Annotated in this window: 23 protein-coding genes; 13 read left to right on the forward strand and 10 right to left on the reverse strand. The window is 54.6% G+C overall.

The window, feature by feature from the left end:
- Nucleotides 1-8: 8 nt before the first annotated feature.
- Both cyoE and MUU51_RS21275 read left to right on the forward strand, forming a co-directional pair.
- Nucleotides 9-896 (forward strand): heme o synthase, encoded by an 888-nt coding sequence (cyoE, locus tag MUU51_RS21270; protein ID WP_125355070.1) that lies wholly within the window; start codon nucleotides 9-11, stop codon nucleotides 894-896.
- Nucleotides 897-1,043: 147 nt separating this feature from the next.
- A complete protein-coding gene (locus MUU51_RS21275; protein WP_258968549.1) occupies nucleotides 1,044-2,408 on the forward strand; it encodes an MFS transporter in 1,365 nt (454 codons plus the stop codon).
- 63 nt (nucleotides 2,409-2,471) lie between these two features.
- Here the strand turns inward: MUU51_RS21275 and MUU51_RS21280 are convergent, their stop codons facing one another.
- The gene (locus MUU51_RS21280) at nucleotides 2,472-2,963 is read right to left on the reverse strand and encodes a YajQ family cyclic di-GMP-binding protein (RefSeq protein ID WP_125355068.1); all 492 of its coding nucleotides are present in this window, start codon (nucleotides 2,961-2,963) and stop codon (nucleotides 2,472-2,474) included.
- 144 nt (nucleotides 2,964-3,107) lie between these two features.
- On the opposite strand from MUU51_RS21280, the gene panE reads away from it, so the two are divergent.
- The 5 genes from panE to MUU51_RS21305 all read left to right on the forward strand — a co-directional run bounded on the left by panE (nucleotide 3,108) and on the right by MUU51_RS21305 (nucleotide 8,161).
- Complete coding sequence (gene panE / locus MUU51_RS21285; protein ID WP_159772639.1) at nucleotides 3,108-4,022, forward strand: 2-dehydropantoate 2-reductase; 915 nt, start codon at nucleotides 3,108-3,110, stop codon at nucleotides 4,020-4,022.
- Complete coding sequence (gene yajL, locus MUU51_RS21290) at nucleotides 3,982-4,572, forward strand: protein deglycase YajL (protein ID WP_159772636.1); 591 nt, start codon at nucleotides 3,982-3,984, stop codon at nucleotides 4,570-4,572. Before panE ends, yajL begins: the two co-directional genes overlap by 41 nt.
- Before the next feature lie 259 nt (nucleotides 4,573-4,831).
- Nucleotides 4,832-6,100: a PTS sugar transporter subunit IIC gene (locus tag MUU51_RS21295; protein ID WP_159772633.1), complete on the forward strand. Its 1,269-nt coding sequence runs from the start codon at nucleotides 4,832-4,834 to the stop codon at nucleotides 6,098-6,100.
- A gap of 12 nt (nucleotides 6,101-6,112) precedes the next feature.
- Nucleotides 6,113-7,429 (forward strand): 6-phospho-beta-glucosidase, encoded by a 1,317-nt coding sequence (locus MUU51_RS21300; protein ID WP_258968550.1) that lies wholly within the window; start codon nucleotides 6,113-6,115, stop codon nucleotides 7,427-7,429.
- 9 nt (nucleotides 7,430-7,438) lie between these two features.
- Nucleotides 7,439-8,161, forward strand: a complete 723-nt coding sequence (locus tag MUU51_RS21305; RefSeq protein ID WP_159772627.1) for a glucosamine-6-phosphate deaminase — start codon at nucleotides 7,439-7,441, stop codon at nucleotides 8,159-8,161.
- Nucleotides 8,162-8,190: 29 nt separating this feature from the next.
- Here the strand turns inward: MUU51_RS21305 and MUU51_RS21310 are convergent, their stop codons facing one another.
- On the reverse strand, nucleotides 8,191-8,925 hold the full coding sequence (locus tag MUU51_RS21310; RefSeq protein WP_159772624.1) for a GntR family transcriptional regulator: 735 nt from the start codon (nucleotides 8,923-8,925) through the stop codon (nucleotides 8,191-8,193).
- A 92-nt stretch (nucleotides 8,926-9,017) separates the two neighbouring features.
- A complete protein-coding gene (thiI, locus tag MUU51_RS21315; RefSeq protein ID WP_258968630.1) occupies nucleotides 9,018-10,466 on the reverse strand; it encodes a tRNA uracil 4-sulfurtransferase ThiI in 1,449 nt (482 codons plus the stop codon).
- A gap of 199 nt (nucleotides 10,467-10,665) precedes the next feature.
- Between thiI and xseB the strand changes: the two genes are divergently transcribed.
- From xseB to MUU51_RS21335, 4 genes are all read left to right on the forward strand, one after another.
- Complete coding sequence (gene xseB / locus MUU51_RS21320) at nucleotides 10,666-10,908, forward strand: exodeoxyribonuclease VII small subunit (protein WP_097161484.1); 243 nt, start codon at nucleotides 10,666-10,668, stop codon at nucleotides 10,906-10,908.
- 3 nt (nucleotides 10,909-10,911) lie between these two features.
- Nucleotides 10,912-11,811 (forward strand): (2E,6E)-farnesyl diphosphate synthase, encoded by a 900-nt coding sequence (gene ispA / locus MUU51_RS21325; protein ID WP_159772618.1) that lies wholly within the window; start codon nucleotides 10,912-10,914, stop codon nucleotides 11,809-11,811.
- A gap of 143 nt (nucleotides 11,812-11,954) precedes the next feature.
- Entirely contained in the window at nucleotides 11,955-13,817 is a 1,863-nt protein-coding gene (dxs, locus tag MUU51_RS21330) for a 1-deoxy-D-xylulose-5-phosphate synthase (protein ID WP_159772615.1), read from the forward strand.
- Between the two features lie 60 nt (nucleotides 13,818-13,877).
- Nucleotides 13,878-14,852: an aldo/keto reductase gene (locus tag MUU51_RS21335; RefSeq protein ID WP_258968551.1), complete on the forward strand. Its 975-nt coding sequence runs from the start codon at nucleotides 13,878-13,880 to the stop codon at nucleotides 14,850-14,852.
- Between the two features lie 125 nt (nucleotides 14,853-14,977).
- Here the strand turns inward: MUU51_RS21335 and pgpA are convergent, their stop codons facing one another.
- From pgpA to nrdR, 6 genes are all read right to left on the reverse strand, one after another.
- Complete coding sequence (gene pgpA / locus MUU51_RS21340) at nucleotides 14,978-15,481, reverse strand: phosphatidylglycerophosphatase A (RefSeq protein ID WP_258968552.1); 504 nt, start codon at nucleotides 15,479-15,481, stop codon at nucleotides 14,978-14,980.
- Nucleotides 15,471-16,445: a thiamine-phosphate kinase gene (gene thiL, locus MUU51_RS21345; RefSeq protein WP_159772606.1), complete on the reverse strand. Its 975-nt coding sequence runs from the start codon at nucleotides 16,443-16,445 to the stop codon at nucleotides 15,471-15,473. Before thiL ends, pgpA begins: the two co-directional genes overlap by 11 nt.
- A gap of 68 nt (nucleotides 16,446-16,513) precedes the next feature.
- Nucleotides 16,514-16,933, reverse strand: a complete 420-nt coding sequence (nusB, locus tag MUU51_RS21350) for a transcription antitermination factor NusB (protein ID WP_159772603.1) — start codon at nucleotides 16,931-16,933, stop codon at nucleotides 16,514-16,516.
- Between the two features lie 21 nt (nucleotides 16,934-16,954).
- A complete protein-coding gene (gene ribH / locus MUU51_RS21355) occupies nucleotides 16,955-17,425 on the reverse strand; it encodes a 6,7-dimethyl-8-ribityllumazine synthase (RefSeq protein WP_159752357.1) in 471 nt (156 codons plus the stop codon).
- A gap of 86 nt (nucleotides 17,426-17,511) precedes the next feature.
- The gene (gene ribD, locus MUU51_RS21360; protein ID WP_258968553.1) at nucleotides 17,512-18,615 is read right to left on the reverse strand and encodes a bifunctional diaminohydroxyphosphoribosylaminopyrimidine deaminase/5-amino-6-(5-phosphoribosylamino)uracil reductase RibD; all 1,104 of its coding nucleotides are present in this window, start codon (nucleotides 18,613-18,615) and stop codon (nucleotides 17,512-17,514) included.
- A 3-nt stretch (nucleotides 18,616-18,618) separates the two neighbouring features.
- Nucleotides 18,619-19,068 carry a transcriptional regulator NrdR gene (gene nrdR / locus MUU51_RS21365; RefSeq protein WP_110511511.1) on the reverse strand — a complete coding sequence of 150 codons (450 nt, stop codon included), beginning with the start codon at nucleotides 19,066-19,068 and terminating at the stop codon, nucleotides 18,619-18,621.
- A 144-nt stretch (nucleotides 19,069-19,212) separates the two neighbouring features.
- Here nrdR and MUU51_RS21370 point away from each other — a divergent pair, with 144 nt between their 5' ends.
- Nucleotides 19,213-19,755: a SadB/YajI family lipoprotein gene (locus MUU51_RS21370; protein ID WP_258968554.1), complete on the forward strand. Its 543-nt coding sequence runs from the start codon at nucleotides 19,213-19,215 to the stop codon at nucleotides 19,753-19,755.
- 308 nt (nucleotides 19,756-20,063) lie between these two features.
- Nucleotides 20,064-20,957 (forward strand): nucleoside-specific channel-forming protein Tsx, encoded by an 894-nt coding sequence (locus tag MUU51_RS21375; RefSeq protein WP_258968631.1) that lies wholly within the window; start codon nucleotides 20,064-20,066, stop codon nucleotides 20,955-20,957.
- A gap of 56 nt (nucleotides 20,958-21,013) precedes the next feature.
- On the opposite strand, the gene MUU51_RS21380 is transcribed toward MUU51_RS21375, so the two are convergent.
- Nucleotides 21,014-22,408: a M24 family metallopeptidase gene (locus MUU51_RS21380; RefSeq protein ID WP_258968555.1), complete on the reverse strand. Its 1,395-nt coding sequence runs from the start codon at nucleotides 22,406-22,408 to the stop codon at nucleotides 21,014-21,016.
- Between the last annotated feature and the right edge of the window lie 108 nt (nucleotides 22,409-22,516).

Here is a 22,516-nt window from a genome sequence, read left to right on the forward strand (position 1 = left end):
CGGCGAGTATGTTTAAGCAATACCTGCAAGTTACAAAACCAGGCATCATCTTCGGTAACCTGATCTCGGTCATCGGCGGCTTCCTGTTGGCTTCTAAAGGCAGCATCGATTACCCGCTGTTTGTCTATACCTTGATTGGCGTGTCGCTGGTCGTTGCGTCCGGTTGTGTGTTTAACAACTACATCGACAGGGATATCGACAGGAAGATGGAACGGACCAAAAATCGGGTGCTGGTCAAAGGCCTGATTTCTCCGAACGTTTCGCTGGTGTATGCCACCTTGTTGGGTGTTGCTGGCTTTATGCTCCTGTGGTTCGGCGCTAACCCGCTGGCCTGCTGGCTTGGCGTGATGGGCTTCGTGGTTTATGTGGGCGTTTACAGCCTGTATATGAAGCGCCATTCCGTCTACGGCACATTGATTGGTTCACTCTCCGGCGCAGCGCCGCCGGTGATTGGCTACTGTGCCGTAACCGGTAACTTTGACAGCGGTGCGGCTATTCTGCTGGCGATTTTCAGCCTGTGGCAGATGCCGCACTCCTACGCCATCGCGATTTTCCGCTTTAAGGATTATCAGGCGGCAAACATTCCGGTCCTGCCGGTTGTTAAGGGGATTTCCGTTGCCAAAAACCACATCACGCTCTACATCATCGCTTTTGCTGTTGCAACGCTGATGCTGACTCTCGGTGGCTACGCTGGATATAAATATCTGATTGTAGCGGCGGCGGTAAGCGTCTGGTGGCTTGGAATGGCGCTGCGTGGGTACAAAGTGGCGGATGACAGAGTCTGGGCACGCAAGTTGTTCGTCTTCTCTATCGTCGCCATCACCTCGCTGTCGGTGATGATGTCAGTCGACTTTATGGTTCCGGATTCGCATTCGGTTCTGGCTTACGTCTGGTAAGCCAACCATCGCGTTAAAAGGGTGCTTCGGCACCCTTTTTTATTGGTTAGATCAACGCGGCACGATGTAATATTTGCTAAACAACCGCTTGTTTACCCTACCCTTCCCCGGCTTTACACTAAGCGCTGCTTTTATACTGAGGTGGAAATGAACGATTTTAAGATGACGCCAGGCGAATTGCGCGCAACCTGGGGTTTAGGGACCGTATTCTCACTGCGTATGCTCGGCATGTTTATGGTTCTGCCCGTTCTGACCACGTACGGCATGGCATTACAGGGTGCCAGCGAAGCGTTGATTGGTATCGCTATCGGAATTTATGGGCTCGCACAGGCAATATTTCAAATCCCATTCGGCCTGCTTTCAGACCGGATTGGTCGTAAGCCGCTGATCGTCGGCGGACTCCTGATTTTCGTCGTCGGCAGTATGATTGCCGCGATGTCGAATTCTATCTGGGGCATCATTCTTGGCCGCGCGCTGCAAGGCTCTGGCGCCATTGCCGCTGCCGTGATGGCATTGCTCTCAGACCTGACCCGCGAACAGAACCGCACCAAAGCGATGGCGTTTATTGGCGTCAGCTTCGGGGTCACTTTTGCCATTGCCATGGTGCTGGGCCCGATCGTTACCCACAAACTTGGCCTGCATGCGCTGTTCTGGATGATTTCCGGACTCGCAACGCTGGGTATTCTGCTGACCATTTGGGTGGTGCCGAACAGCGACAACCACGTCCTCAACCGTGAATCTGGCATGGTGAAAGGCTGCTTCAGCAAGGTGCTGATGGAGCCAAAACTGCTGAAACTGAATTTCGGCATTATGTGCCTGCACATTCTACTGATGTCGACGTTTGTCGCCCTGCCAGGTCAGCTTGAAGCCGCGGGTTTCCCGGCAGCCGAGCACTGGAAAATCTACCTGGTCACCATGCTCGTCTCGTTCGTTTCCGTCATACCGTTTATCATTTATGCCGAAGTGAAACGCCGCATGAAGCGTGTGTTCCTGATTTGCATCGCCCTCATTTTGATTGCTGAGATTGTACTGTGGGGATCGGGCACCTACTTCTGGGAACTGGTCGCCGGGGTTCAGCTGTTCTTCCTCGCCTTCAACCTGATGGAAGCCCTGCTACCGTCGCTTATCAGCAAAGAATCTCCGGCGGGCTACAAAGGTACGGCGATGGGGATTTACTCGACCAGCCAGTTCCTGGGCGTCGCGATTGGCGGCTCATTGGGTGGCTGGCTCGACGGTTTCTTTGATTCGCAAACGGTCTTCCTGATGGGCGCGTTACTCGCCACTGTCTGGCTGCTGGTCGCGATGACCATGCAGGAGCCGCCGTACGTCAGTAGCCTGCGCGTCACCCTTCCGGATGACGTTGATGCCGATGAGGACCTGAAAGCGCGTCTGCTGGCGAAGGACGGCGTGAAAGAAGTATTAGTGATTGCCACCGAACGTTCAGCGTACGTGAAGATCGACAGCAAAGTGACTAACCGTTTTGAGGTTGAACAGACGATCGTAGGGGCATAAAAAAAGCGGGCATCGCCCGCTTTTTGAGTTCAATGAAACCACCTTCACGAAGGTGGTTTTTTATTAGTCGCGGAAATTCTTGAACTGGAAAGGCTGGCCGAGATTGCCGCCGCGCACCAGCGCCATAACCGCCTGCAGATCGTCACGGGCTTTACCCGTCACGCGGATTTCTTCGCCCTGAATTTGCGTCTGCACTTTCAGTTTGCTGTCTTTAATCAGCTTAATGAGCTTCTTTTGCACCGCGCTTTCAATGCCGGTTTTCAGCTTCCCTTCAACGAACCAGGTTTTTCCGCTATGGGTATATTCTTCTGGTACATCAATGGAATTGCCTTCAATGCCGCGCTTGAGCAGCTTGGCACGCAGGATATCCAGCAGCTGATTAACCTGGAAATCAGATTCGCTCAGCACCTTGATGGTCTGGTTTTTTTCATTCAGCTCAATGCTGGCTTCTACACCACGGAAGTCGAAGCGTGACTCCACTTCACGGGCCGCATTATCGACCGCGTTCTTAGCTTCCTGAAGATCAACTTCAGAGACAATATCGAAAGATGGCATGTTTTATTCTCCCTCTCTTTTTGTTGCGATGCATAATACCCGCAAAGTCAGATAACACAACCTGTTATCCCTGCGAGTCAGGGGGTATCGTCGGCGCTATAATAGTAACATAACGCCTGATTCCGCAGCAGGTGAGGAGGAACGATGAAGATTACCGTGCTCGGATGCGGCGCCCTTGGACAATTATGGCTGACCGCGCTGTACCGACAAGGGCATGAGGTCCAGGGCTGGCTGCGCGTTCCCGCTCCCTGGTGCAGTGTGAATCTGCAGGAGACTGACGGGAGCGTCTTCAACGAACTGCTTACCGCCAACGATCCTGAGTTTCTCGCCAGCACTGATTTGCTGCTCGTCACCCTGAAAGCCTGGCAGGTCTCGACAGCGGTGAAAAATCTGGTGGGCATGCTGCCGGCCACCAGCCCTATTTTGCTGATGCATAACGGCATGGGAACGAAAGACGAACTACGAGCGGTAAAGCAACCGCTGCTTCTTGGCATGACCACCCAGGCCGCGCGTCGTGACGGCAACCTGATTATTCACAGCGCAAAGGGCACTACCCACATTGGCCCGGCCAATGCTCAGGGACAGGATTACAACGCCCTCGCCGACACGCTGCACACTGTGCTGCCGGACGTCGCATGGCATAATGACATTACTAACGCCAGCTGGCGTAAGCTGGCAGTGAACTGCGTGATTAACCCGCTCACCGCACTGTACGATTGCCCGAACGGTCAGCTTCGGGACTATCCTGAAGAAGTGGCGCGCATCAGCGCAGAAGTCGCGGCGGTGATGCAGCGCGAAGGACTGCACTCCAGCCCGGAAGATTTGCTGACGCTCATCTGGCAAGTCATCGACAGTACCGCCAGTAATATTTCCTCAATGCTTCAGGACGTCCGCGCCCAGCGCCAGACGGAAATTGACTACATCAGCGGCTACCTGCTGAAACGGGCCCGCGCTCACGGTATCGCCGTGCCGGAAAATGCCCGCCTGTTTGAACAGATTAAACGTAAGGAGAACATGTATGAGCGCATCAGCGCTGGTTTGTCTCGCCCCTGGGAGTGAAGAAATAGAAGCCGTGACCACCATCGACCTACTGGTTCGCGGCGGGATCGAGGTCACCACTGCAAGCGTGGCCAGTGACGGCGAACTGGCTATCACCTGCTCACGCGGTGTAAAACTGCTGGCCGATGCGCCATTGGCCCAGGTGGCTGACGGCGACTTTGACATCATCATTCTGCCCGGCGGCTTAAAAGGCGCCGAGTATTTCCGCGACAGCGCCATTCTGGTGGAGACGGTTAAGCAATTTCACCGCTCAGGCCGGATCGTGGCCGCCATTTGCGCCGCAGCGGGCACAGTTTTGGTTCCGCACGAGATCTTCCCGATCGGCAACATGGCCGGTTTCCCTGGACTGAAAGACACCATTCCGGCCGATCAATGGCAGGATAAACGCGTGGTCTGGGATCCGCGTGTGAACCTGCTCACCAGCCAGGCACCGGGCACCAGCATCGACTTCGGCCTGAAAATCATTGACCTGCTGGTTGGCCGTGAAAAAGCCTATGAAGTGGCTTCCCAACTGGTGTTGCCGGCGGGCATTTATAACTTCTACGAATAACGTCTTAGCGAATTAATCGTCGCCACGCCCGTGGCGGCGCTCACACTTCCAGCATTAAATTACTCCATTCTGTTCAGCGCTTTCATCAATTAGCGCTTATTTTTCAACTCATTAAACGAAAAGTGCGCCATTTCCGCTGCCTTGACACGCCAAATATTCCGTGGAAAACTCAAATCCAACTGGACTATACCAGCTCAAAAAACACCTCCTGACACGCCCCCGGCAGGAGGCATAAAAACCTCATCAAGAGGAGTCGCCCGTGATTACGTTTATTGAGAGCAAGGTCATCCCTGTCCTTATCCGGATTGGTGAAAACAAAATTCTGGTAGCGGTCCGTAACGGGATCGCGCTGACGCTGCCGTTCACCATCACTGGCAGTCTTTTCTTAATCATCGCCAATTTACCGATCCCCGGCTGGAGCGAATGGTTAGGCCCGTGGGCTGACAAAATCAGCGCGCCGGTTGCCGTTACCTTCGGCGCAATCGGCCTGATTTCCGCCGTGGGGATCAGCTACAACCTCGCGAAAGAATATAAGCTGAATGCGATTACCTGCAGCGCCGTCACACTGGTGGTGTTCCTGCTGGCACAGCTCAACGATAAATATCAGCTGAACGTCGACAACCTCGGGGCGGCGGGCCTGTTCTCCGCCATTATTCTGGCGGTGCTGACGGTGCATATCATTCGCTGGTTTATTGGCCGCGAAATTGTCATCAAGCTGCCGGACGGCGTTCCGCCCGCCGTGGCTCAATCTTTTGCGAGCCTGATTCCGGCAGCAGTAGCCATCACGCTGGTGTGGTTTGTCCGGGTCATGCTCGGCTTTGATATCAATGAATTTTTCACCCAGATCCTCAGCCCGCTGGTCAGCGGTCTCGGCTCGCTGCCAGGCATGCTGGTGCTGATTTTCCTGATTTCACTGCTGTGGTGCTGCGGCATTCACGGTGACAACGTGCTGTCCGGCATCACCAGCCCGATCTTCCTGAAATACATCGCCGAAAATACCCAGGCGTATTTAAACCACCAGCCCATTCCACACATCACCGCCGACGGCTTTTACATCGTGTTTATGTGTATCGGCGGCACGGGCGCCACGCTCGGTCTGGTGCTGGCGATGCTGCGCTCCCGCAGCAAACTGTATAAATCGGTAGGCAAATTGTCGCTGCCTTCGGCGGTGTTCTGTATCAACGAACCGGTCATTTTCGGCTGCCCGATTGTCTTCAACCCGCTGCTGATGATCCCGTTCACCCTGACGCCGATGCTGCTGTGTATCTCCACCTACAGCCTGATGTACTTCGACATCATCGGCCGCCCGGTACTGCAAATCCCGTGGACCATGCCGCCTATTCTCGCGGCCTGGTTCGTCACTGGCGGCAATATTCCGGCGGTTATCTGGTCCGTCTGTACCGTGGTCATTTCTGTCGCCATCTACTTCCCGTTCTTCAAACTGCTCGAACGTCAACAGCTGACAAAAGAGCGTCATGAAGAACAGCGCGTAAGCGAATCCGTACTGAACACTGACTCCGCATTGTAAAAAGGATATCTGATGAAAAAGCTCAAAATTGTCACCATCGGCGGTGGCTCAAGCTATACCCCGGAACTGATCGACGGCTTTATCAAACGTTACGATGAACTTCCGGTCACCGATTACTATCTGCTGGACATCGAAGAAGGCAAAGAGAAGCTGGAGATTGTCGGCAAGCTGGCGCAGCGCATGGTGAAAGAAGCCGGGGTTCCGATGAACATTCATCTGTCCCTCGACCGCGCCGAAGCGCTGAAAGACGCCGATTTCGTCACGACCCAGCTGCGCGTCGGTTTTCTCGATGCACGCATCAACGATGAAAAAATCCCGTTGAAATACGGTGTGCTGGGCCAGGAAACCACCGGCCCAGGCGGGTTTATGAAAGCCCAGCGTACGATCCCGGTGCTGCTGGATATCTGCCGGGACATGGAAAAATATTGTCCTGACGCGTGGCTGATTAACTTCACCAACCCGGCTGGGATCGTCACCGAAGCCATCACCCGCCATTCGAACATCAAGAGCATCGGGATTTGCAGCGGCGCCAATAGCATGCTGATGGATATCGCCAAAGCCTATGAGGTCGAAAAGAAGGACGTTTACGCCCGTATCATGGGCCTGAATCACCTGATTTTCGCCGACCAGATTTTCATTAAAGGCGAAGATTACACCGATGATTTCATGGCAAAACTGGCGCAGGGCAGCGCCAGCAACTCGCTGAAAAATATTCCGGACATCGGCTTCTCCTCGCGCTTTGCCAAAGCGTTACACATGTACCCGATTTCCTATCTGAAGTACTTCTTCCTGACCCGTGAAATGGTTGAGGCGGCGCAGAAAGATGCCAGTACCAAAGGCACCCGCGGTGAGCAAACCCGCGAGATTGAGCATCGCCTGTTTGAGCTTTATCAGGATGAGCACCTTTCCCATAAACCGAAAGAGCTGGAAAAACGCGGCGGCGCCTGGTATTCGGATACCGCCTGCTCGATTATCAGTTCGATTTTTAACGACAAAAAAGAGATCCACGTGGTGAATACCGTCAACAACGGCGCGACACCGGATCTGCCGGATCACGTGACGCTAGAAACCAACGCGGTCATCGATCGTCACGGTGCGCACCCGCTGGCGTACGGACGGATACCTGTCAAAATTCGCGGTCTGCTCCAGAGCGTGAAAGCCTATGAAGAACTGACCGTCGAAGCCGCAGTCACCGGTGATTACAGCACTGCGCTAATGGCGCTGACCATTAACCCGCTGGTACCGTCAGCAACACTTGCCGAGAAAATTCTCGATGAATATCTGGAAGTGAATCAGCGCTATTTACCGCAATATCAGGCTAAATGCTAAGGAATCGCCATGAAAACACACATTTCCCCGGACTACTCGCAGCTGTGCCAGGCGGTCGCGCAAAACGTGATTCACTGCGTGAATGCCAAACCCGACGCGCTCATCTGTATCGCGGGCGGTGACACACCGCTGGGCGTCTTTGCCGCACTGGTCGAGGCGCAAAAGCAGGGCCGCGTGGACTTTTCCCGTACGCAGTTTCTCGGGCTGGATGAATGGCTCGGTCTTGGCAAGGCGGACAAAGGCAGCTGCCGCGAAATGGTCTGGCATCATTTCTTCGACAAGTTGACGCTGCGGGATGAGCAAATCTGCTTCTTCGATGGGCTCACCGCCAACCCGCAGACAGAGTGCCAGCGCGTGGATGGCTATATTGAGCAGCATGGGCCCATTGACTGTATCGTGCTCGGTATAGGAATGAATGGGCACATTGGCTTTAACGAGCCGGGCGTTTCACTGGACAACACCTGTCACGTTGTGACGCTGGACGCGATAACACAGGCGGTATCAGTGAAGTATTTCGACACCCCACGCGAGATAAAACAGGGTATTTCACTTGGGCTGAAAACCATTCTGGCGGCGAAAAATATTGTGGTGATGGCAAGTGGTGAGAAGAAAGCGGCCATTGTGGCGCAGACTGTGAATCACCCGGCGAGTCGCGATATTCCGTCGACGCTGGTCAAAACGGTGCCACAGGCGAGTTTGTATGTCGATAACGCGGCAGCCAGCGCACTGTAGCGGACATCTGGCAGGTACTTTCGCGCCTGCTAGCGTTCGATGCGCAGGTTTTTGACCCGGAAGATATCAGCGCGGTTATAGCTGATGGAGTAGTTAAACGCCGTTTTGTCGACAAGGCGCGTCACTTCGGTAATTTTCAGCATCGGCTGGCCGCTGGCAATATTGAGCAGCGGTGCCAGCCCATCGTCAAACAACGCGGCTTCGATAATGGAGTCGGCGTCTTTGATTTTCTTTCCGGTGTACTCTTCGATATAGCCATACAGCGAGCCTTCCTTGAGGATCTCCTCAGGAATGGCGTCGATAACACTTTGCGGGATATTACTGTCTTCCACCAGCACCGGATTGCCGTCGAGCAATCGGATACGACGGATAAACCAGACGTTGTCGCCGGGAGAGATTTCAAGATGCTGCGCCAGGGTGGCATCAGCCTGAATGACATTGAACGCTAACAGCTGACTGCTGACCTTTACTCGCCCCTGAAATTCGCGGGAAAAGCCGAGGATGCTGTCGCTGGTTTCGTTATTCAAAAGGTAGACGTTGGTGGCGCTGTTTTTCAGCACGAACATCCCTTTGCCGTGAATGCGCTCGATAAACCCTTCCTGAACCAGGTTATCCATCGCTTTCTGCACCGTTACGCGGGTCACGCCGTATAGGCCTGCCAGTTCACGCTCGGAGGGAATGCTTTCACCTTTTTTATAGCGTTGATTAAGAATATCGCCCTTAATGCGTTCCTTAATCTCAATATACTTGTGCACCTTTTGCATGCTGACCTCAGACAAATGCCGGATGGCGCGGTGCTTACCAGGCCTACATTTCCACGTAGGCCTGGCAAACAGCATGCCGCTGGGCTGTCACTCTACGGGCGATAGACCTTCACGTTAACAAAGCCCTGCTCGCGCAGATACAGCGCCTGCAGACGGCTCATGACACCGCGATCGCACCACAGCAAATACGTTCTGCTCTGGTCGAGGTCACCAAACTGGGTGCTGAGTTTGTAGAACGGCAGCGACCCCACTTCCACGCCTTCTAGCTTCAGTGGTTTGTCGTCCTGCTCATCGATAGAACGAATATCGAGCACCACGTCGGTGGCGGCAAACTCAGTGACGGTTTCAACTTCAACCACTTCCTGTTGAGTCTGCTGCGCAATCTCGCGAATATCGACGTTGTTGGCTTCCGCCACCACTTTGTCGAGGATCGCGAAATCGAAGTTCTGCTCTTCCGCTTCGATTTTTGCCTTCACCGCTTTCACGGTCGGGCTCTTCGAAATCACGCCGCAGTATTCCGGCATGGTACGGGCAAAATCTTCAGTACCGATTTCACGCGCCAGATCGATGATGTGTTCTTTGTCGTGAGAAATCAGCGGACGCAGAATCAAGGTATCGGACACGTTGTCGATCAGACGCAGGTTGGTCAGGGTCTGGCTGGAGACCTGGCCCAGCGCTTCGCCTGTGACCAGCGCCTGCACGCCGTAGCGTTCAGCAACCTGAGACGCAGCACGCATCATCATACGTTTAAGCACCACGCCCATCTGGCCGTCGTCGACTTTTTCGAGGATTTCGCCCACCACAGGTTCGAAGTTGATCGCCACGAAGCGTACGCGGTGTGAACTGCCGAAGCGGTTCCACAGATAATGCGCCACCTGACGTACGCCGATTTCATGCGCCGCGCCGCCCAGGTTGAAGAAGCAGTAGTGCACGCGACAGCCGCGACGGATCAACATATAGCTGGACACGCCGGAGTCGAAGCCGCCGGAAATCAGCGACAGCACGTCTTCCTGAGTACCAATCGGGAAACCACCGATACCTTCGTAGCGGCCTTTAACCAGCAGCAGACGGTCGTTATCAATTTCCAGATTAACCGTGACATCCGGTTTGGTCAGCTTCACGCGCGCGGTTTCGATGTGCTGATTCAGCCCGCCGCCCACGTAGCGCTCTACCTCAATAGAGGTGAAGTCATGCTTACCACGACGTTTCACGCGCACGCAGAAAGATTTACCTTCCAGCGTTTCGCGCCACAGTGGCAGCGTCTGCTCGAAGATATCGTGCAGTGAAGTGAAAGGCACATCTTCCACTTCCAGAATATGGTGGATGCCGGGAATACGAGTCAGCGCATCGCGAATAATCGGACGCTGATCTTCGTCTTTAGCGCGAACTTCAATGTGATCCCAATGACGAACAACGGCAAGGGTTTCGTCGTACTGCTTGAGTACGTTACGGATATTCCCGGTCAGAATTTTTATAAAGCGCAACCGCACAGATTGGCTTTTGATGGTAATTTCCGGGAACAATTTAATGATAAACTTCATGGCGGCAATGGTTCGTTGGCAAACCCGATTGGGCTTGTGGACAAAAAATACAGCAGCCATGACATCCCGGCTGCATCCAGGCGCGCAAGTATACCACCATCGCGGTCAACCTGCGCGTTACCATTATGCGTTATTTCATATGCCCGAGGACTTCGCTACCATAGGCGGGTCGCGACACAACAAGAGTCAAACATTCACTATGCCAAAGAAAAATGAAGCGCCAGCCACGTTTGAAAGCGCACTGACTGAACTTGAGCAGATTGTTTCCCGTCTCGAAAACGGTGACTTACCGCTGGAAGACGCCCTGAACGAGTTCGAGCGCGGCGTTCAGCTGGCGCGTCAGGGTCAGGTGAAGCTGCAACAGGCGGAGCAGCGGGTACAAATCCTGCTCGCCGATAACGAGGAAGCCCCGCTGACCCCTTTCACGCCGGACGCTGAGTAAACAATGGATTTCTCGCATCAATTACAAGCCTGCGTCGAGCGGGCCAATGAAGCGCTGCGTCAGTTTATTGCTCCGCAGCCCTTTCAGAACACTCCGCTGGTTGAAGCCATGCATTATGGTGCACTCTTGGGGGGTAAACGCCTGCGCCCATTCCTGGTGTACGCCACCGGCGGCATGTTCAACGTGAGTCTTTCCACCCTGGACGCCCCTGCGGCAGCGGTGGAATGCATTCATGCCTATTCGCTGATCCACGACGATCTGCCGGCGATGGACGATGACGATCTGCGTCGCGGCCAACCGACCTGCCACATCAAATACGGTGAAGCCAATGCCATTCTGGCCGGCGACGCCCTACAGACGCTGGCGTTTTCTATACTCAGTGATGCACCGATGCCGGAAGTGTCAGACCGTTTCCGTCTGGCGATGGTGTCAGAGCTGGCTCAGGCCAGCGGCGTGGCGGGGATGTGCGGCGGACAAGCGCTTGATCTGGACGCAGAAGGTAAGCAGGTTGACTTAGACGCACTTGAGCGTATTCATCGCCACAAAACCGGGGCGCTTATCCGCTCTGCCGTTCGCCTGGGTGCGCTGAGCGCTGGTGAGCCGGGCAAAGCGGCCCTGCCGGTGCTGGATAAATACGCCGAAAGCATCGGCCTCGCATTCCAGGTGCAAGATGACATTCTGGATGTGGTAGGGGATACTGCGACCCTTGGCAAACGCCAGGGCGCTGACCAGCAGCTTGGTAAAAGCACCTACCCTGCCCTATTGGGACTTGAGCAAGCCCAACGAAAAGCCCGTGATCTCATTGAAGAAGCCCGCCAGTCATTAACGGTACTGGCCGCGCAGTCTCTGGACACCACGGCACTGGAAGCGCTAGCGAATTACATTATTCAGCGCGATAAATAAACTACATCCTCTAAATAATTCAGGTTGCAGGAAGGCGGCAACGCAGTGAATCCTCAGGAGCTTACACGAGTAAGTGACTGGGGTGAACGAGGAAGCCAACGCCCCGGTAGCCTGAAGAATGAAGAGGAACTTGTGAGTCTCTGATGAGTTTTGATATAGCCAAATACCCGACGCTGGCACTGGTGGAGTCCACTCAGGAATTGCGTCTGTTGCCAAAAGAGAGCCTGCCGAAGCTCTGCGACGAACTGCGTCGCTACCTGCTCGACAGCGTGAGCCGCTCCAGCGGACACTTTGCCTCCGGGCTTGGCACGGTGGAACTCACCGTGGCGCTGCATTACGTCTATAACACCCCGTTCGATCAGCTGATCTGGGACGTGGGTCATCAGGCTTATCCACACAAAATTTTGACCGGCCGTCGTGATCGTATTGGCACCATTCGCCAGAAAGGTGGGCTGCATCCGTTCCCATGGCGCGGTGAAAGCGAGTACGACGTGCTGAGCGTCGGGCACTCGTCTACCTCCATTTCTGCCGGGATCGGCATCGCCGTCGCCGCAGAAAAAGAAGCCAAACAACGTCGCACCGTGTGCGTCATCGGCGACGGCGCGATCACCGCCGGAATGGCGTTCGAAGCGATGAACCATGCGGGCGATATCAAGCCGGATATGCTGGTTGTCCTCAACGACAACGAAATGTCGATTTCCGAGAACGTCGGCGCGCTGAATAACCATCTGGCACAGCTGCTGTCCGGTAAGCTCTATTCGTCGCTGCGTGAAGGCGGCAAGAAAGTCTTCTCAGGCGTCCCGCCGATTAAAGAGCTCCTCAAACGCACTGAAGAGCACATCAAAGGCATGGTGGTTCCGGGCACGCTGTTTGAAGAGCTTGGTTTCAACTATATCGGCCCGCTCGACGGACACGACGTGTTAGGGCTGGTCAGTACACTGAAAAACATGCGCGACCTGAAAGGCCCGCAGTTCCTGCACATCATGACCAAAAAAGGTCGTGGTTATGAGCCAGCTGAAAAAGATCCCATCACCTTCCACGCGGTGCCAAAATTCGATCATACCAGCGGTGTGCTACCGAAAAGCAGCGGTGGCCTGCCGGGTTACTCGAAAATTTTCGGCGACTGGCTGTGCGAAACCGCGGCAAAAGACAACAAACTGATGGCGGTCACCCCGGCCATGCGTGAAGGCTCCGGGATGGTCGCGTTCTCTAAAAAATACCCTGACCAGTATTTTGACGTGGCGATTGCCGAGCAGCATGCGGTGACGTTTGCAGCCGGTCTGGCGATTGGCGGTTATAAGCCGGTGGTGGCGATTTACTCGACCTTCCTGCAACGCGCTTATGATCAGGTCATTCACGACGTCGCAATCCAGAAATTGCCGGTGCTGTTCGCCATTGACCGCGCGGGCATCGTTGGCGCTGATGGTCAAACCCATCAGGGTGCGTTCGACCTCTCCTATCTGCGCTGCATTCCGGAAATGGTCATCATGACCCCGAGCGATGAAAACGAATGCCGCCAGATGCTGTTTACCGGCTATCACTACAACGATGGCCCGAGCGCCGTTCGCTATCCACGCGGCAGCGGTACCGGTGTCGAGCTGGCCCCCCTGGAAAAACTGCCGCTCGGTAAAGGCGTCGTCAAACGCCAGGGCGAGAAAATTGCGATTCTCAATTTTGGTACGCTGCTGGCGGATGCCGCCGTGGTGGCCGAAAATCTCAATGCCACACTGGTCGATATGCGCTTTGTGAAACCGCTGGATGAATCGCTAATTCTGGAGATGGCCGCCCGTCATGAGGTGCTGGTCACGCTGGAAGAAAACGCCATCATGGGCGGTGCGGGCAGCGGTGTAAATGAAGTGCTGATGGCGCACCGCAAACCGGTACCGGTTCTGAATATTGGCCTGCCGGATGTCTTTATCCCGCAGGGAACGCAGGAAGAAGCGCGGGCAGATATCGGCCTCGATGCGGCCGGAATAGAAGCAAAAATCACGGCCTGGCTGGCCTGATCCTTCCCGCCTTTCCGCTCCTGCTATGCTTAACATTATGTTCATCGCAGGAGTGGAAACATGCAATACAATAAATTGGGAACAACCGACCTCAACGTCTCCCGACTGTGCCTTGGCTGTATGACTTTTGGCGAACCTGACCGTGGTAATCACGCCTGGACGCTGCCGGAAGAAAGCAGTCGCCCCATCATTAAACACGCCCTTGAAGGCGGGATTAACTTCTTTGATACCGCCAACAGCTACTCCGACGGCAGCAGCGAAGAGATCGTCGGCCGTGCGCTGCGTGATTTCGCCCGTCGTGAAGAGGTGGTTGTGGCGACCAAGGTTTACCATCAAACGGGGGATTTACCGCAGGGGCTTTCCCGGGCGCAAATCCTGCGCTCTATCGACGACAGCCTGACGCGTTTGGGGATGGATTACGTCGACCTGCTACAAATCCACCGTTGGGATTACAACACGCCGATTGAAGAGACGCTGGAAGCTCTGAACGACGTGGTTAAGAGCGGAAAGGCGCGTTACATCGGCGCGTCATCCATGCATGCGTCACAGTTCGCACAGGCGCTGGAACTGCAAAAACAGTACGGCTGGGCGCGGTTCGTCACCATGCAGGATCATTACAATCTGATTTATCGCGAAGAAGAGCGCGAGATGCTGCCGCTGTGTTATCAGGAAGGCGTGGCGGTTATCCCGTGGAGTCCGCTGGCGCGCGGTCGTCTGACCCGTCCGTGGGGTGAAACCACCGCCCGCGTGGTCTCCGATGAGTTTGGTAAAACGCTCTACAGCACCACCGAAGAGAATGACGCACATATTGCGCAACGGCTGGCGAACATTTCGGATGAGCTGGATGTGACGCGCGCGCAGGTGGCGCTGGCGTGGCTGTTAAGCAAACCCGGCGTGGCGGCACCCATTATCGGTACATCGCGGGAAGAACAGCTCGAAGAGTTACTGCATGCGGTGGATATCACCCTGAAGCCGGAGCAGATTGCCGAACTGGAAACGCCGTATCAGCCCCATCCGGTGGTGGGATTTAAATAGTTGTTCCTGGCGGAGTTCCACTATTTTTTAGTTCAGATGTTTTGTTCCGTTCACCAAATGTTCAGCAGGTTCTACAATCCTTGCAGAACGTGAACGGAACCGTTCCACCGTTTCCGGACGATGTCTCAAATAATCCCAATCGGCCAGTGATGCCCAATCACATACAACAGCCCCGCGGAAATCACCCCAGCCACAATATCGTCGACCATAATCCCCATTCCGCCGTGAACGTTGCGATCGAACCAGCGGATCGGCCACGGCTTCCAGATATCGAAAATACGGAAGATGACAAATCCGGCGGCGACCCACTGCCAGTCGTTGGTGGGAATTGCCATCAGCGTAATCCACATCCCGACAAATTCGTCCCAGACGATACTGCCGTGATCATGCACACCCATGTCTTTCGCCGTGCGGTGACAAATATATACGCCAATGCAGATACTGAGCATCACCGTCAGCGAATAAAGCTGCCACGGCAGGAAGGTCATCAGATACCAGAAAGGAATGGCCGCAATCGAGCCCGCCGTGCCAGGCATTATCGGGCTGAGACCGCTGCCAAAACCGGTCGCCAGCAGATGCCACGGGTTGAGCATACTCAATCGGCTTTTTGCTACGTCTTTACTGCGCAAAATGGTCGTACCCCTTCCAGTCGAGCGTTACCGGTTTGCCGTCACGCTGAAAATGCAGCCCTTCGATGTCGGCGCTAACCTGGCCAATGCAGGTGAAGCCCATGCCGAAATTCCCCAAAGCGACATCCAGCGCGCCGCGATTAAGCTCCGGCACGGTGAAGCACAGTTCGTAGTCTTCGCCGCCAGAAAGCGCCCAACGCAGCGCCTGTTCGGGCTCAACGTGACGCTTCATCGCGTCAGAATACGGCAGCAGATCGAGGTCTACCCGTGCGCCGCAGCCGCTGGCGTTGAGAATATGCCCGAGATCGGAAATCAGCCCGTCGGAAATATCGATGGCCGAATGCGCCAGATTACGCAGCGCCTGACCGCTCAGAATACGCGGCGTCGGATTCAGATGACGCTTAACCAGATAATCCGCGTCTTCTTTGTTATCCACCTGCAGATGGTCCTGCAAAATCGCCAGCCCGGCAGCGCTGTCGCCCGGCGTACCGGTGACGTAAATCCAGTCACCCGGTTTTGCGCCAGAACGCTTCAACGCCCGGCCTTCCGGCACTAAGCCGTGAATACCCAACGTCATCGACAGCGGCCCTTTAGTGGTGTCGCCGCCAATCAGTTGCATATCGTAATAATTAAGTTGTTCAAACAGGCTGTCGCTAAACGCTTCAAGCCAGGCGTCGTTCACTGACGGCAGCGTTAATGCCAGCGTCAACCACGCAGGATCAGCTCCCATCGCAGCGAGATCGCTGAGATTCACCGCCAGCGCTTTATGGGCTAAATCGGCAGGATTGATATCCGGAAGGAAATGAATGCCCGACACCAAAGTGTCAGTACTGATCGCGAGAGTTTGTTTTTCAGGAATATTGAGCAGTGCGCAGTCGTCACCGATTCCGGTTTCAACATCAAGACGGGAACTTCTTACACGATCAAAATAACGGGCAATCAGGGAGAATTCGCCACATGCCATACGTTATGCCTCGGCAGAGAAAAGAGAAGGCCGGAGAGAACGTGAAACCGCTTTCTCCGGCCTGCAGATTACTTTTTGCGGGGACGAATTGCCGGAGCTGCTTTATCCAGCACGCCGTTAACGAACTTATGGCTGTCTTCGGCACCGAAGGTTTTTGCCAGTTCAATAGCTTCGTTGATGGCCACTTTGTACGGCACATCATCACGCTTCGCCAGCTCAAACAGCGCGATGCGCAGCACGGCTTTCTCTACCTGACCCAGTTCATCCAGCAGACGGGACAGATACGGTTTCATCAGGCCGTCGAGATACGCGCTGTTGGTCGCCACTCCGGTCAGCAGTTCACGGAAGTACACGACGTCGACGTCTTTCACGTCCTGTTCCGCCAGGAACTGATATTCAACATCAGAGATGTCGTTTTTAGACAACTGCCAGGAGTAAAGCGCCTGGACAGCACACTCACGGGCGCGGCGACGAGCAGCAGGTTTCACGGAATTCCCCTTACAAAAAAATCAGGCCTTGATAGCCTTCAATACATTGATCATTTCAAGCGCGGTCAATGCAGCTTCTGCACCTTTGTTACCGGCCTTGGTGCCAGCACGTTCGATGGCTTGTTCGATGCTTTCGGTGGTCAGAACCCCAAAAGCGACCGGGATTTCGCTGTCGTGCGCAACCTGCGCCAGACCATTGCTTGCTCCACCGGCCACGTATTCAAAGTGAGCAGTACCGCCACGGATAACAGTGCCGAGCGCGATCACTGCGTCGTATTTACCGGTTTTCGCCAGTGCACCGGCTGCCAGCGGCAGTTCGTATGCGCCAGGAACCCAAACGACGGTGATGTTCTCATCTTTCATCTGACCAATACGCTTCAGGGCGTCAATCGCACCTTCCAGCAGGCTGTCATTGATGAAGTTATTGAAACGCGCAATAGTGATGGCAACGCGAGCGTCCGGGGCAGCAACGTTAGCTTCGATAATGTTCATACATTTCCTTTTGGGATTCGACTTACCCCGAGGGGGGCGGATTTTATCATAATTATTCGCGTACGGCTTCCCTATTTAGGGCTGCTTCACGCGGGTATTAAATGCAAACAGAGATCCGGGCCGACCGGGCGTATCTCGCTGAAACTAAATTGGGGGGCGTCGGCCAGTTTCTCAAGCCCTGGCAGCACACATAAACCGCGCGCATCACTGCCTAACAGTTTAGGCGCAACGTAGACAATCAGCTCATCAACCAGACCTGCCTGCAACAATGCGCCGGCAAACGTTGGGCCAGCTTCCACCCATAGACTGTTAATTTGCTGTTTACCCAATTGCATCATCAGCAGAACTAAATCCAGATGACCGTTATGTTCTGGCACGTTCAGGTTGCGCACATTGTCCGGCCATTCACGGGTATCGTCTTTGCAGCGCGCAAACAGGATCTCGCCCGGTTGCTGCACGATGCGGTGTTCCGGCGTCACGCGGTTCTGACGGTCGATAACAATGCGCAGCGGCTGACGCAGATTTTCCTGCGGATAATGCGCCTGCACATCGGCACTCAGTTCTTCCCAACGCACGGTGAGTGCAGGATCGTCGGCCAGCACCGTGGCATCGGTGGTCAAAATGGCGTGGCTTTCCGCACGAAGACGCTGCACATCGCGGCGCGCCTGCGGCGAGGTAATCCATTGGCTTTCACCGCTGGCCATCGCCGTGCGGCCATCCAGCGACGCGCCGAGCTTCAGCCGTATATACGGGAAACCGGTACGCATCCGCTTAAGGAAACCCTTATTCAGCGCTTCCGCTTCGCTCATCATCAGCCCGTGGCTAACGATAATGCCTTCCTGCTGCAAACGGTACAGCCCGCGCCCCGCAACCTGCGGATTAGGATCCTGCATCGCGGCAACCACGCGGCTGACGCCCGCGGTAATGAGTGCCTCACAGCACGGCGGCGTACGGCCATGGTGACTGCATGGTTCGAGGGTAACATATGCCGTTGCCCCTTTCGCTTTCTCGCCCGCCATGCGCAGGGCGTGGACTTCGGCGTGCGGTTCACCCGCGCGATAGTGCGCGCCTTCGCCGACGATTTCCCCGTCTTTCACGATGACGCAGCCAACGCGTGGATTCGGATGCGTCGTGAAGCGCCCCTGATTCGCCAGCTTCAGCGCACGGGCCATGTACATTTCGTCAAGCATCGATCAGTCCTGTAAACGGGCGATCTCTTCGCCAAATTCTTTGATGTCTTCGAAACTGCGATAGACCGAAGCAAAGCGGATATAGGCCACTTTATCGAGCTTTTTCAGCTGTTCCATTACCAGATTACCGATTTGCTTGCTCGGCACTTCACGTTCGCCGGTGGCACGCAGCTGCGATTTAATGTGGTTAACAGCCATTTCGACATCATCAGAGCTGACCGGGCGCTTTTCCAGCGCTTTTTGTAAGCCGCTGCGCAGTTTGTCTTCGTTAAACGGTTCGCGGACGTCGTTACTTTTCACCACCCGCGGCATCACCAGTTCGGCCACTTCGAAGGTTGTAAAACGTTCATTACACACCAGGCACTGACGGCGACGGCGCACTGAAGAACCTTCTCCTACCAGACGGGAGTCGATCACTTTGGTATCTACGGCTAAACAAAATGGGCAATGCATGGCGCGTCCTGACGAAGATAAATAACATATTCCTATTTTACCACGACCCACCCCACGGCGTCATTTTGAGACAATCCCCCGATGGCTTCCAGGACGATACTGCTACCATTGACTTCAGACAGAACCTCGAAAGGACACCTAACGATGACACGACGTTTAGTACGAATTCTGGCGCTGGGCAGCCTGTTTACCCTTAGCGCCTGCGCACAGCAGCACGAAGTACATCAGATGCAGCAGAGCGTCACCGCGCTCAATAAAGATATGACCAAGCTGAATCAGGAAACCGTGAAGATAACCCAGCAAAACACCCTGAATGCGAAATCCGCAAGCGGTGTGTATCTGTTACCGGGGTCGAATACGCCAGCCCGCCTGGAAAGCCAGATTGGTACGCTGAGAATGTCGCTGATTAACATCGCGCAAAACGCCGACGGTATGCGCGCCACGCTGCGTATTCAGGGCGAATCCAACGATCCGCTTCCCGCGTTCAGCGGCACCGTCGAATGGGGCCTGATTCAGGGCACAACTGACAACTATCAGGAAGTGAATGTTAAAAACCAGCTGATCAACGCTCCTGCCAGCGTCCTCGCACCGAGCGATGTGGATATTCCACTTCAGCTCAGTGGCACGGATCCTAAGCAGCCCGTTTTCGTGCGCATTCACGATATTCAGCCCGCCAGCGTTCAGTAATTTCTTAACACCGGATAGCGACGGTTATCCGGTTTTCATCCCCCTTTTTCATCACCCTTCAACATGCACCGCAATCTTTGCTGTTTTTCAGAAATCCCTGGAAACATTTGAGAGAATCCGTACAATCCCCGCCGATAATGTACGCAAACGTGAACGCAATCGATTACGTACTTGAGAAAACTGTGAAACACCACATATTTTTGTGAGCAATGATTCTTATAATAGGCCTCGCAGAAAACAGTTACATTTAGAAACGCCCAAGCGGTTCTTTTCACTCCCCGAAAGGGATTTCAACAAGTGGCATCATGATGAAAAAAACATTACTTGCAGCCGGTGCAGTGCTCGCGCTTTCTTCGACTTTCACGGCAAACGCAGCCGAAACGACCAAACCAGAGTATGTCTCTGACTGGTGGCATCAGAGCGTCAACGTGGTAGGTAGCTACCACACCCGCTTTGGGCCGAAAATAAATAATGACGTTTACCTGGAATATGAAGCGTTCGCCAAGAAAGATTGGTTCGACTTCTACGGCTATATCGATATCCCAAAAACCTTCGGTGCGGGTAACGGTAACGACAAAGGCATTTGGGATGACGGTTCTCGCATGTTCATGGAGATTGAACCGCGCTTCTCTATCGACAAGCTGACTGGCACCAGCCTGGCTTTCGGTCCGTTTAAAGAATGGTACTTCGCCAACAACTATATCTACGATATGGGTGCGCACGGTGACGATGCAAGTAAGCAGAACACCTGGTATATGGGTCTGGGTACCGATATCGACACCGGTCTGCCAATGAGCCTGTCCCTGAACGTGTATGCTAAATACCAGTGGCAGAACTACGGTGCCGCGAACGAAAATGAGTGGGACGGCTACCGCTTCAAGGTCAAATACTTCGTACCGATTACTACCCTGTGGGGCGGTAACCTGAGCTACATCGGTTTCACCAACTTTGACTGGGGTTCAGACCTGGGTGACGAAGACTTCCGTGACCTGAACGGCAAGAAAGCGCGTACCAATAACTCCATCGCCTCCAGCCACATTCTGGCGCTGAACTACGATCACTGGCACTACTCGGTGGTTGCACGTTACTGGCACAACGGCGGTCAGTGGAACGATGATGCAAGCCTGAACTTCGGTGACGGTAACTTCAACGTCCGCTCTACCGGTTGGGGTGGCTACCTGGTTGTCGGGTATAACTTCTGATAATCAGCGTTAAGCGATAAAGCCCGGCGGCGCAGGCTTGCCGGGCATTTGAAGATTCATGGCTTACACGACAACGCACTTGTAGGGTCCAGCAACCACGGCCGCAAATATCCCACGGTATTTGATAACGGCAATACCCACTCGGGTAAACGAATCCCGACCTCTTTTTCAATAAAAGCCCGTCTCGCCTGCACCCTCGCCCACAGCTGCGGATATTCCGCCGCCAATTGCTGACGCAACGATTCATCCGCCAGCGCCACCGTGTCTTCGATGCTTGCCCCTGCATATCCCGCCCGGGAAGGAATAATATCGATTTGCAGCAGCATGCCGCTGGCAAGTGGAATGTCAGAGCCCGCAGACACCGGCGAACACAGCCATTCTTCATCCGCCACAAGATGCCCCGGATTAAGATGCCAGTGATATTCAGACTTCGGCAGCACATCTTCAATCAGCTGGTACAACTCACCGCCGGTCATGCCCGGACGAATGTTTTCCAGCCACGCGACCACCGCGCGGAAATACGGAATCGCGACGACATCCAGATAATCGCTAACCGCATCCGGCAACTGCCCGGCATTTTCGACCACGTAGGCCGCACGACTGCTGAGCCCACCTTTAAAACTGGTGGTCAACGAAAATTTATCCCCCAGTTGCACCGTTTTATCACCCGGATAAAGATTCGCATGGGCGAAACGATCGCCAGTGGCAGCGATGGACACCACGTTGTGCGGCTGGCCATCGGCGGCGAGCAGGCTGGCAATCTCCTTTTCCGTTTTGCCCGGTGCGACCGCATTCAGCGCCCGAAGTATCGCCGTTGAAGCCAGATTGGCCCCGTATTCATAATGCGCTAACTCATTGGCATTATTGATAACCCGAGCGCCATACGCCGGGGAAATAAACACGCCGGTGGCATTGCGCAGTTCTGCCCTGGGCGCAGCCTCACGGACTGCATCAACGATAAACGACGGGATATCGAACAGCTGCCGCGTGTTGTCGTTTATGCCAGTGAACAGCTTCCAGCCCGCCAGACCCAGTGTTTTATCCCCGATAATACCGGCATGTTGCAGAACCTCGTGCAGGGGCTGAACCGTGTCCATTGGCTGATTCGGCAGAGAGAACCACGGCGCATGCAGCACGTGGTTTTTCAGCCGCGCGTGCGGCGCCAGCTTGAGGTTTTCGTTGCCGAGAACCAGCCCCGCCTCGCCATCCTGATGCAACACCAGCAGCGCCTCTTCAAAGCGCGGAATAAAGCCAGTGAGATATTCAAAGTTTCCGCCGTGCTCTTTGTCGGCGTAAACAATCAGCGTGTCTAACCCCTGTTGGCGCATCCGGTCCAGCACGCGCGCTTTACGCCCGGCAAGCGTGGCGTCATTTAGGGTAACGGAAGGCAGATTCGTCCAGCACGGTGGCTGAGGCATGGGCTGCAGTGAAACGAGGGGCGCAGTGGTCATTTCTGTAGTGTCCTTTAAACAGAGATTATCTGTTCACCCTACCGGAAACGCGGATTTTTGACATAAAAAAATCCCGGCCATTTGACCGGGATTCGATTTTGCAGTGCA

Origin of the sequence: Scandinavium manionii, assembly GCF_024764775.1 — a bacterium.
Classification (GTDB): Bacteria; Pseudomonadota; Gammaproteobacteria; order Enterobacterales; family Enterobacteriaceae; genus Scandinavium; species Scandinavium manionii.

What these genes read in the sequence shown, in the direction of transcription:
- nrdR (WP_110511511.1), bottom strand. Translation starts at nt 19,068, where the DNA reads ATGCATTGCCCATTTTGTTTAGCCGTAGATACCAAAGTGATCGACTCC.
- ispA (WP_159772618.1), top strand. Translation starts at nt 10,912, where the DNA reads ATGGATTTCTCGCATCAATTACAAGCCTGCGTCGAGCGGGCCAATGAA.
- yajL (WP_159772636.1), top strand. Translation starts at nt 3,982, where the DNA reads ATGAGCGCATCAGCGCTGGTTTGTCTCGCCCCTGGGAGTGAAGAAATA.
- MUU51_RS21380 (WP_258968555.1), bottom strand. Translation starts at nt 22,408, where the DNA reads ATGACCACTGCGCCCCTCGTTTCACTGCAGCCCATGCCTCAGCCACCG.
- MUU51_RS21305 (WP_159772627.1), top strand. Translation starts at nt 7,439, where the DNA reads ATGAAAACACACATTTCCCCGGACTACTCGCAGCTGTGCCAGGCGGTC.
- MUU51_RS21335 (WP_258968551.1), top strand. Translation starts at nt 13,878, where the DNA reads ATGCAATACAATAAATTGGGAACAACCGACCTCAACGTCTCCCGACTG.
- panE (WP_159772639.1), top strand. Translation starts at nt 3,108, where the DNA reads ATGAAGATTACCGTGCTCGGATGCGGCGCCCTTGGACAATTATGGCTG.
- ribH (WP_159752357.1), bottom strand. Translation starts at nt 17,425, where the DNA reads ATGAACATTATCGAAGCTAACGTTGCTGCCCCGGACGCTCGCGTTGCC.
- xseB (WP_097161484.1), top strand. Translation starts at nt 10,666, where the DNA reads ATGCCAAAGAAAAATGAAGCGCCAGCCACGTTTGAAAGCGCACTGACT.
- MUU51_RS21280 (WP_125355068.1), bottom strand. Translation starts at nt 2,963, where the DNA reads ATGCCATCTTTCGATATTGTCTCTGAAGTTGATCTTCAGGAAGCTAAG.
- MUU51_RS21310 (WP_159772624.1), bottom strand. Translation starts at nt 8,925, where the DNA reads ATGCAAAAGGTGCACAAGTATATTGAGATTAAGGAACGCATTAAGGGC.
- ribD (WP_258968553.1), bottom strand. Translation starts at nt 18,615, where the DNA reads ATGCTTGACGAAATGTACATGGCCCGTGCGCTGAAGCTGGCGAATCAG.
- MUU51_RS21275 (WP_258968549.1), top strand. Translation starts at nt 1,044, where the DNA reads ATGAACGATTTTAAGATGACGCCAGGCGAATTGCGCGCAACCTGGGGT.
- thiL (WP_159772606.1), bottom strand. Translation starts at nt 16,445, where the DNA reads ATGGCATGTGGCGAATTCTCCCTGATTGCCCGTTATTTTGATCGTGTA.
- thiI (WP_258968630.1), bottom strand. Translation starts at nt 10,466, where the DNA reads ATGAAGTTTATCATTAAATTGTTCCCGGAAATTACCATCAAAAGCCAA.
- MUU51_RS21300 (WP_258968550.1), top strand. Translation starts at nt 6,113, where the DNA reads ATGAAAAAGCTCAAAATTGTCACCATCGGCGGTGGCTCAAGCTATACC.
- cyoE (WP_125355070.1), top strand. Translation starts at nt 9, where the DNA reads ATGTTTAAGCAATACCTGCAAGTTACAAAACCAGGCATCATCTTCGGT.
- MUU51_RS21375 (WP_258968631.1), top strand. Translation starts at nt 20,064, where the DNA reads ATGAAAAAAACATTACTTGCAGCCGGTGCAGTGCTCGCGCTTTCTTCG.
- MUU51_RS21370 (WP_258968554.1), top strand. Translation starts at nt 19,213, where the DNA reads ATGACACGACGTTTAGTACGAATTCTGGCGCTGGGCAGCCTGTTTACC.
- dxs (WP_159772615.1), top strand. Translation starts at nt 11,955, where the DNA reads ATGAGTTTTGATATAGCCAAATACCCGACGCTGGCACTGGTGGAGTCC.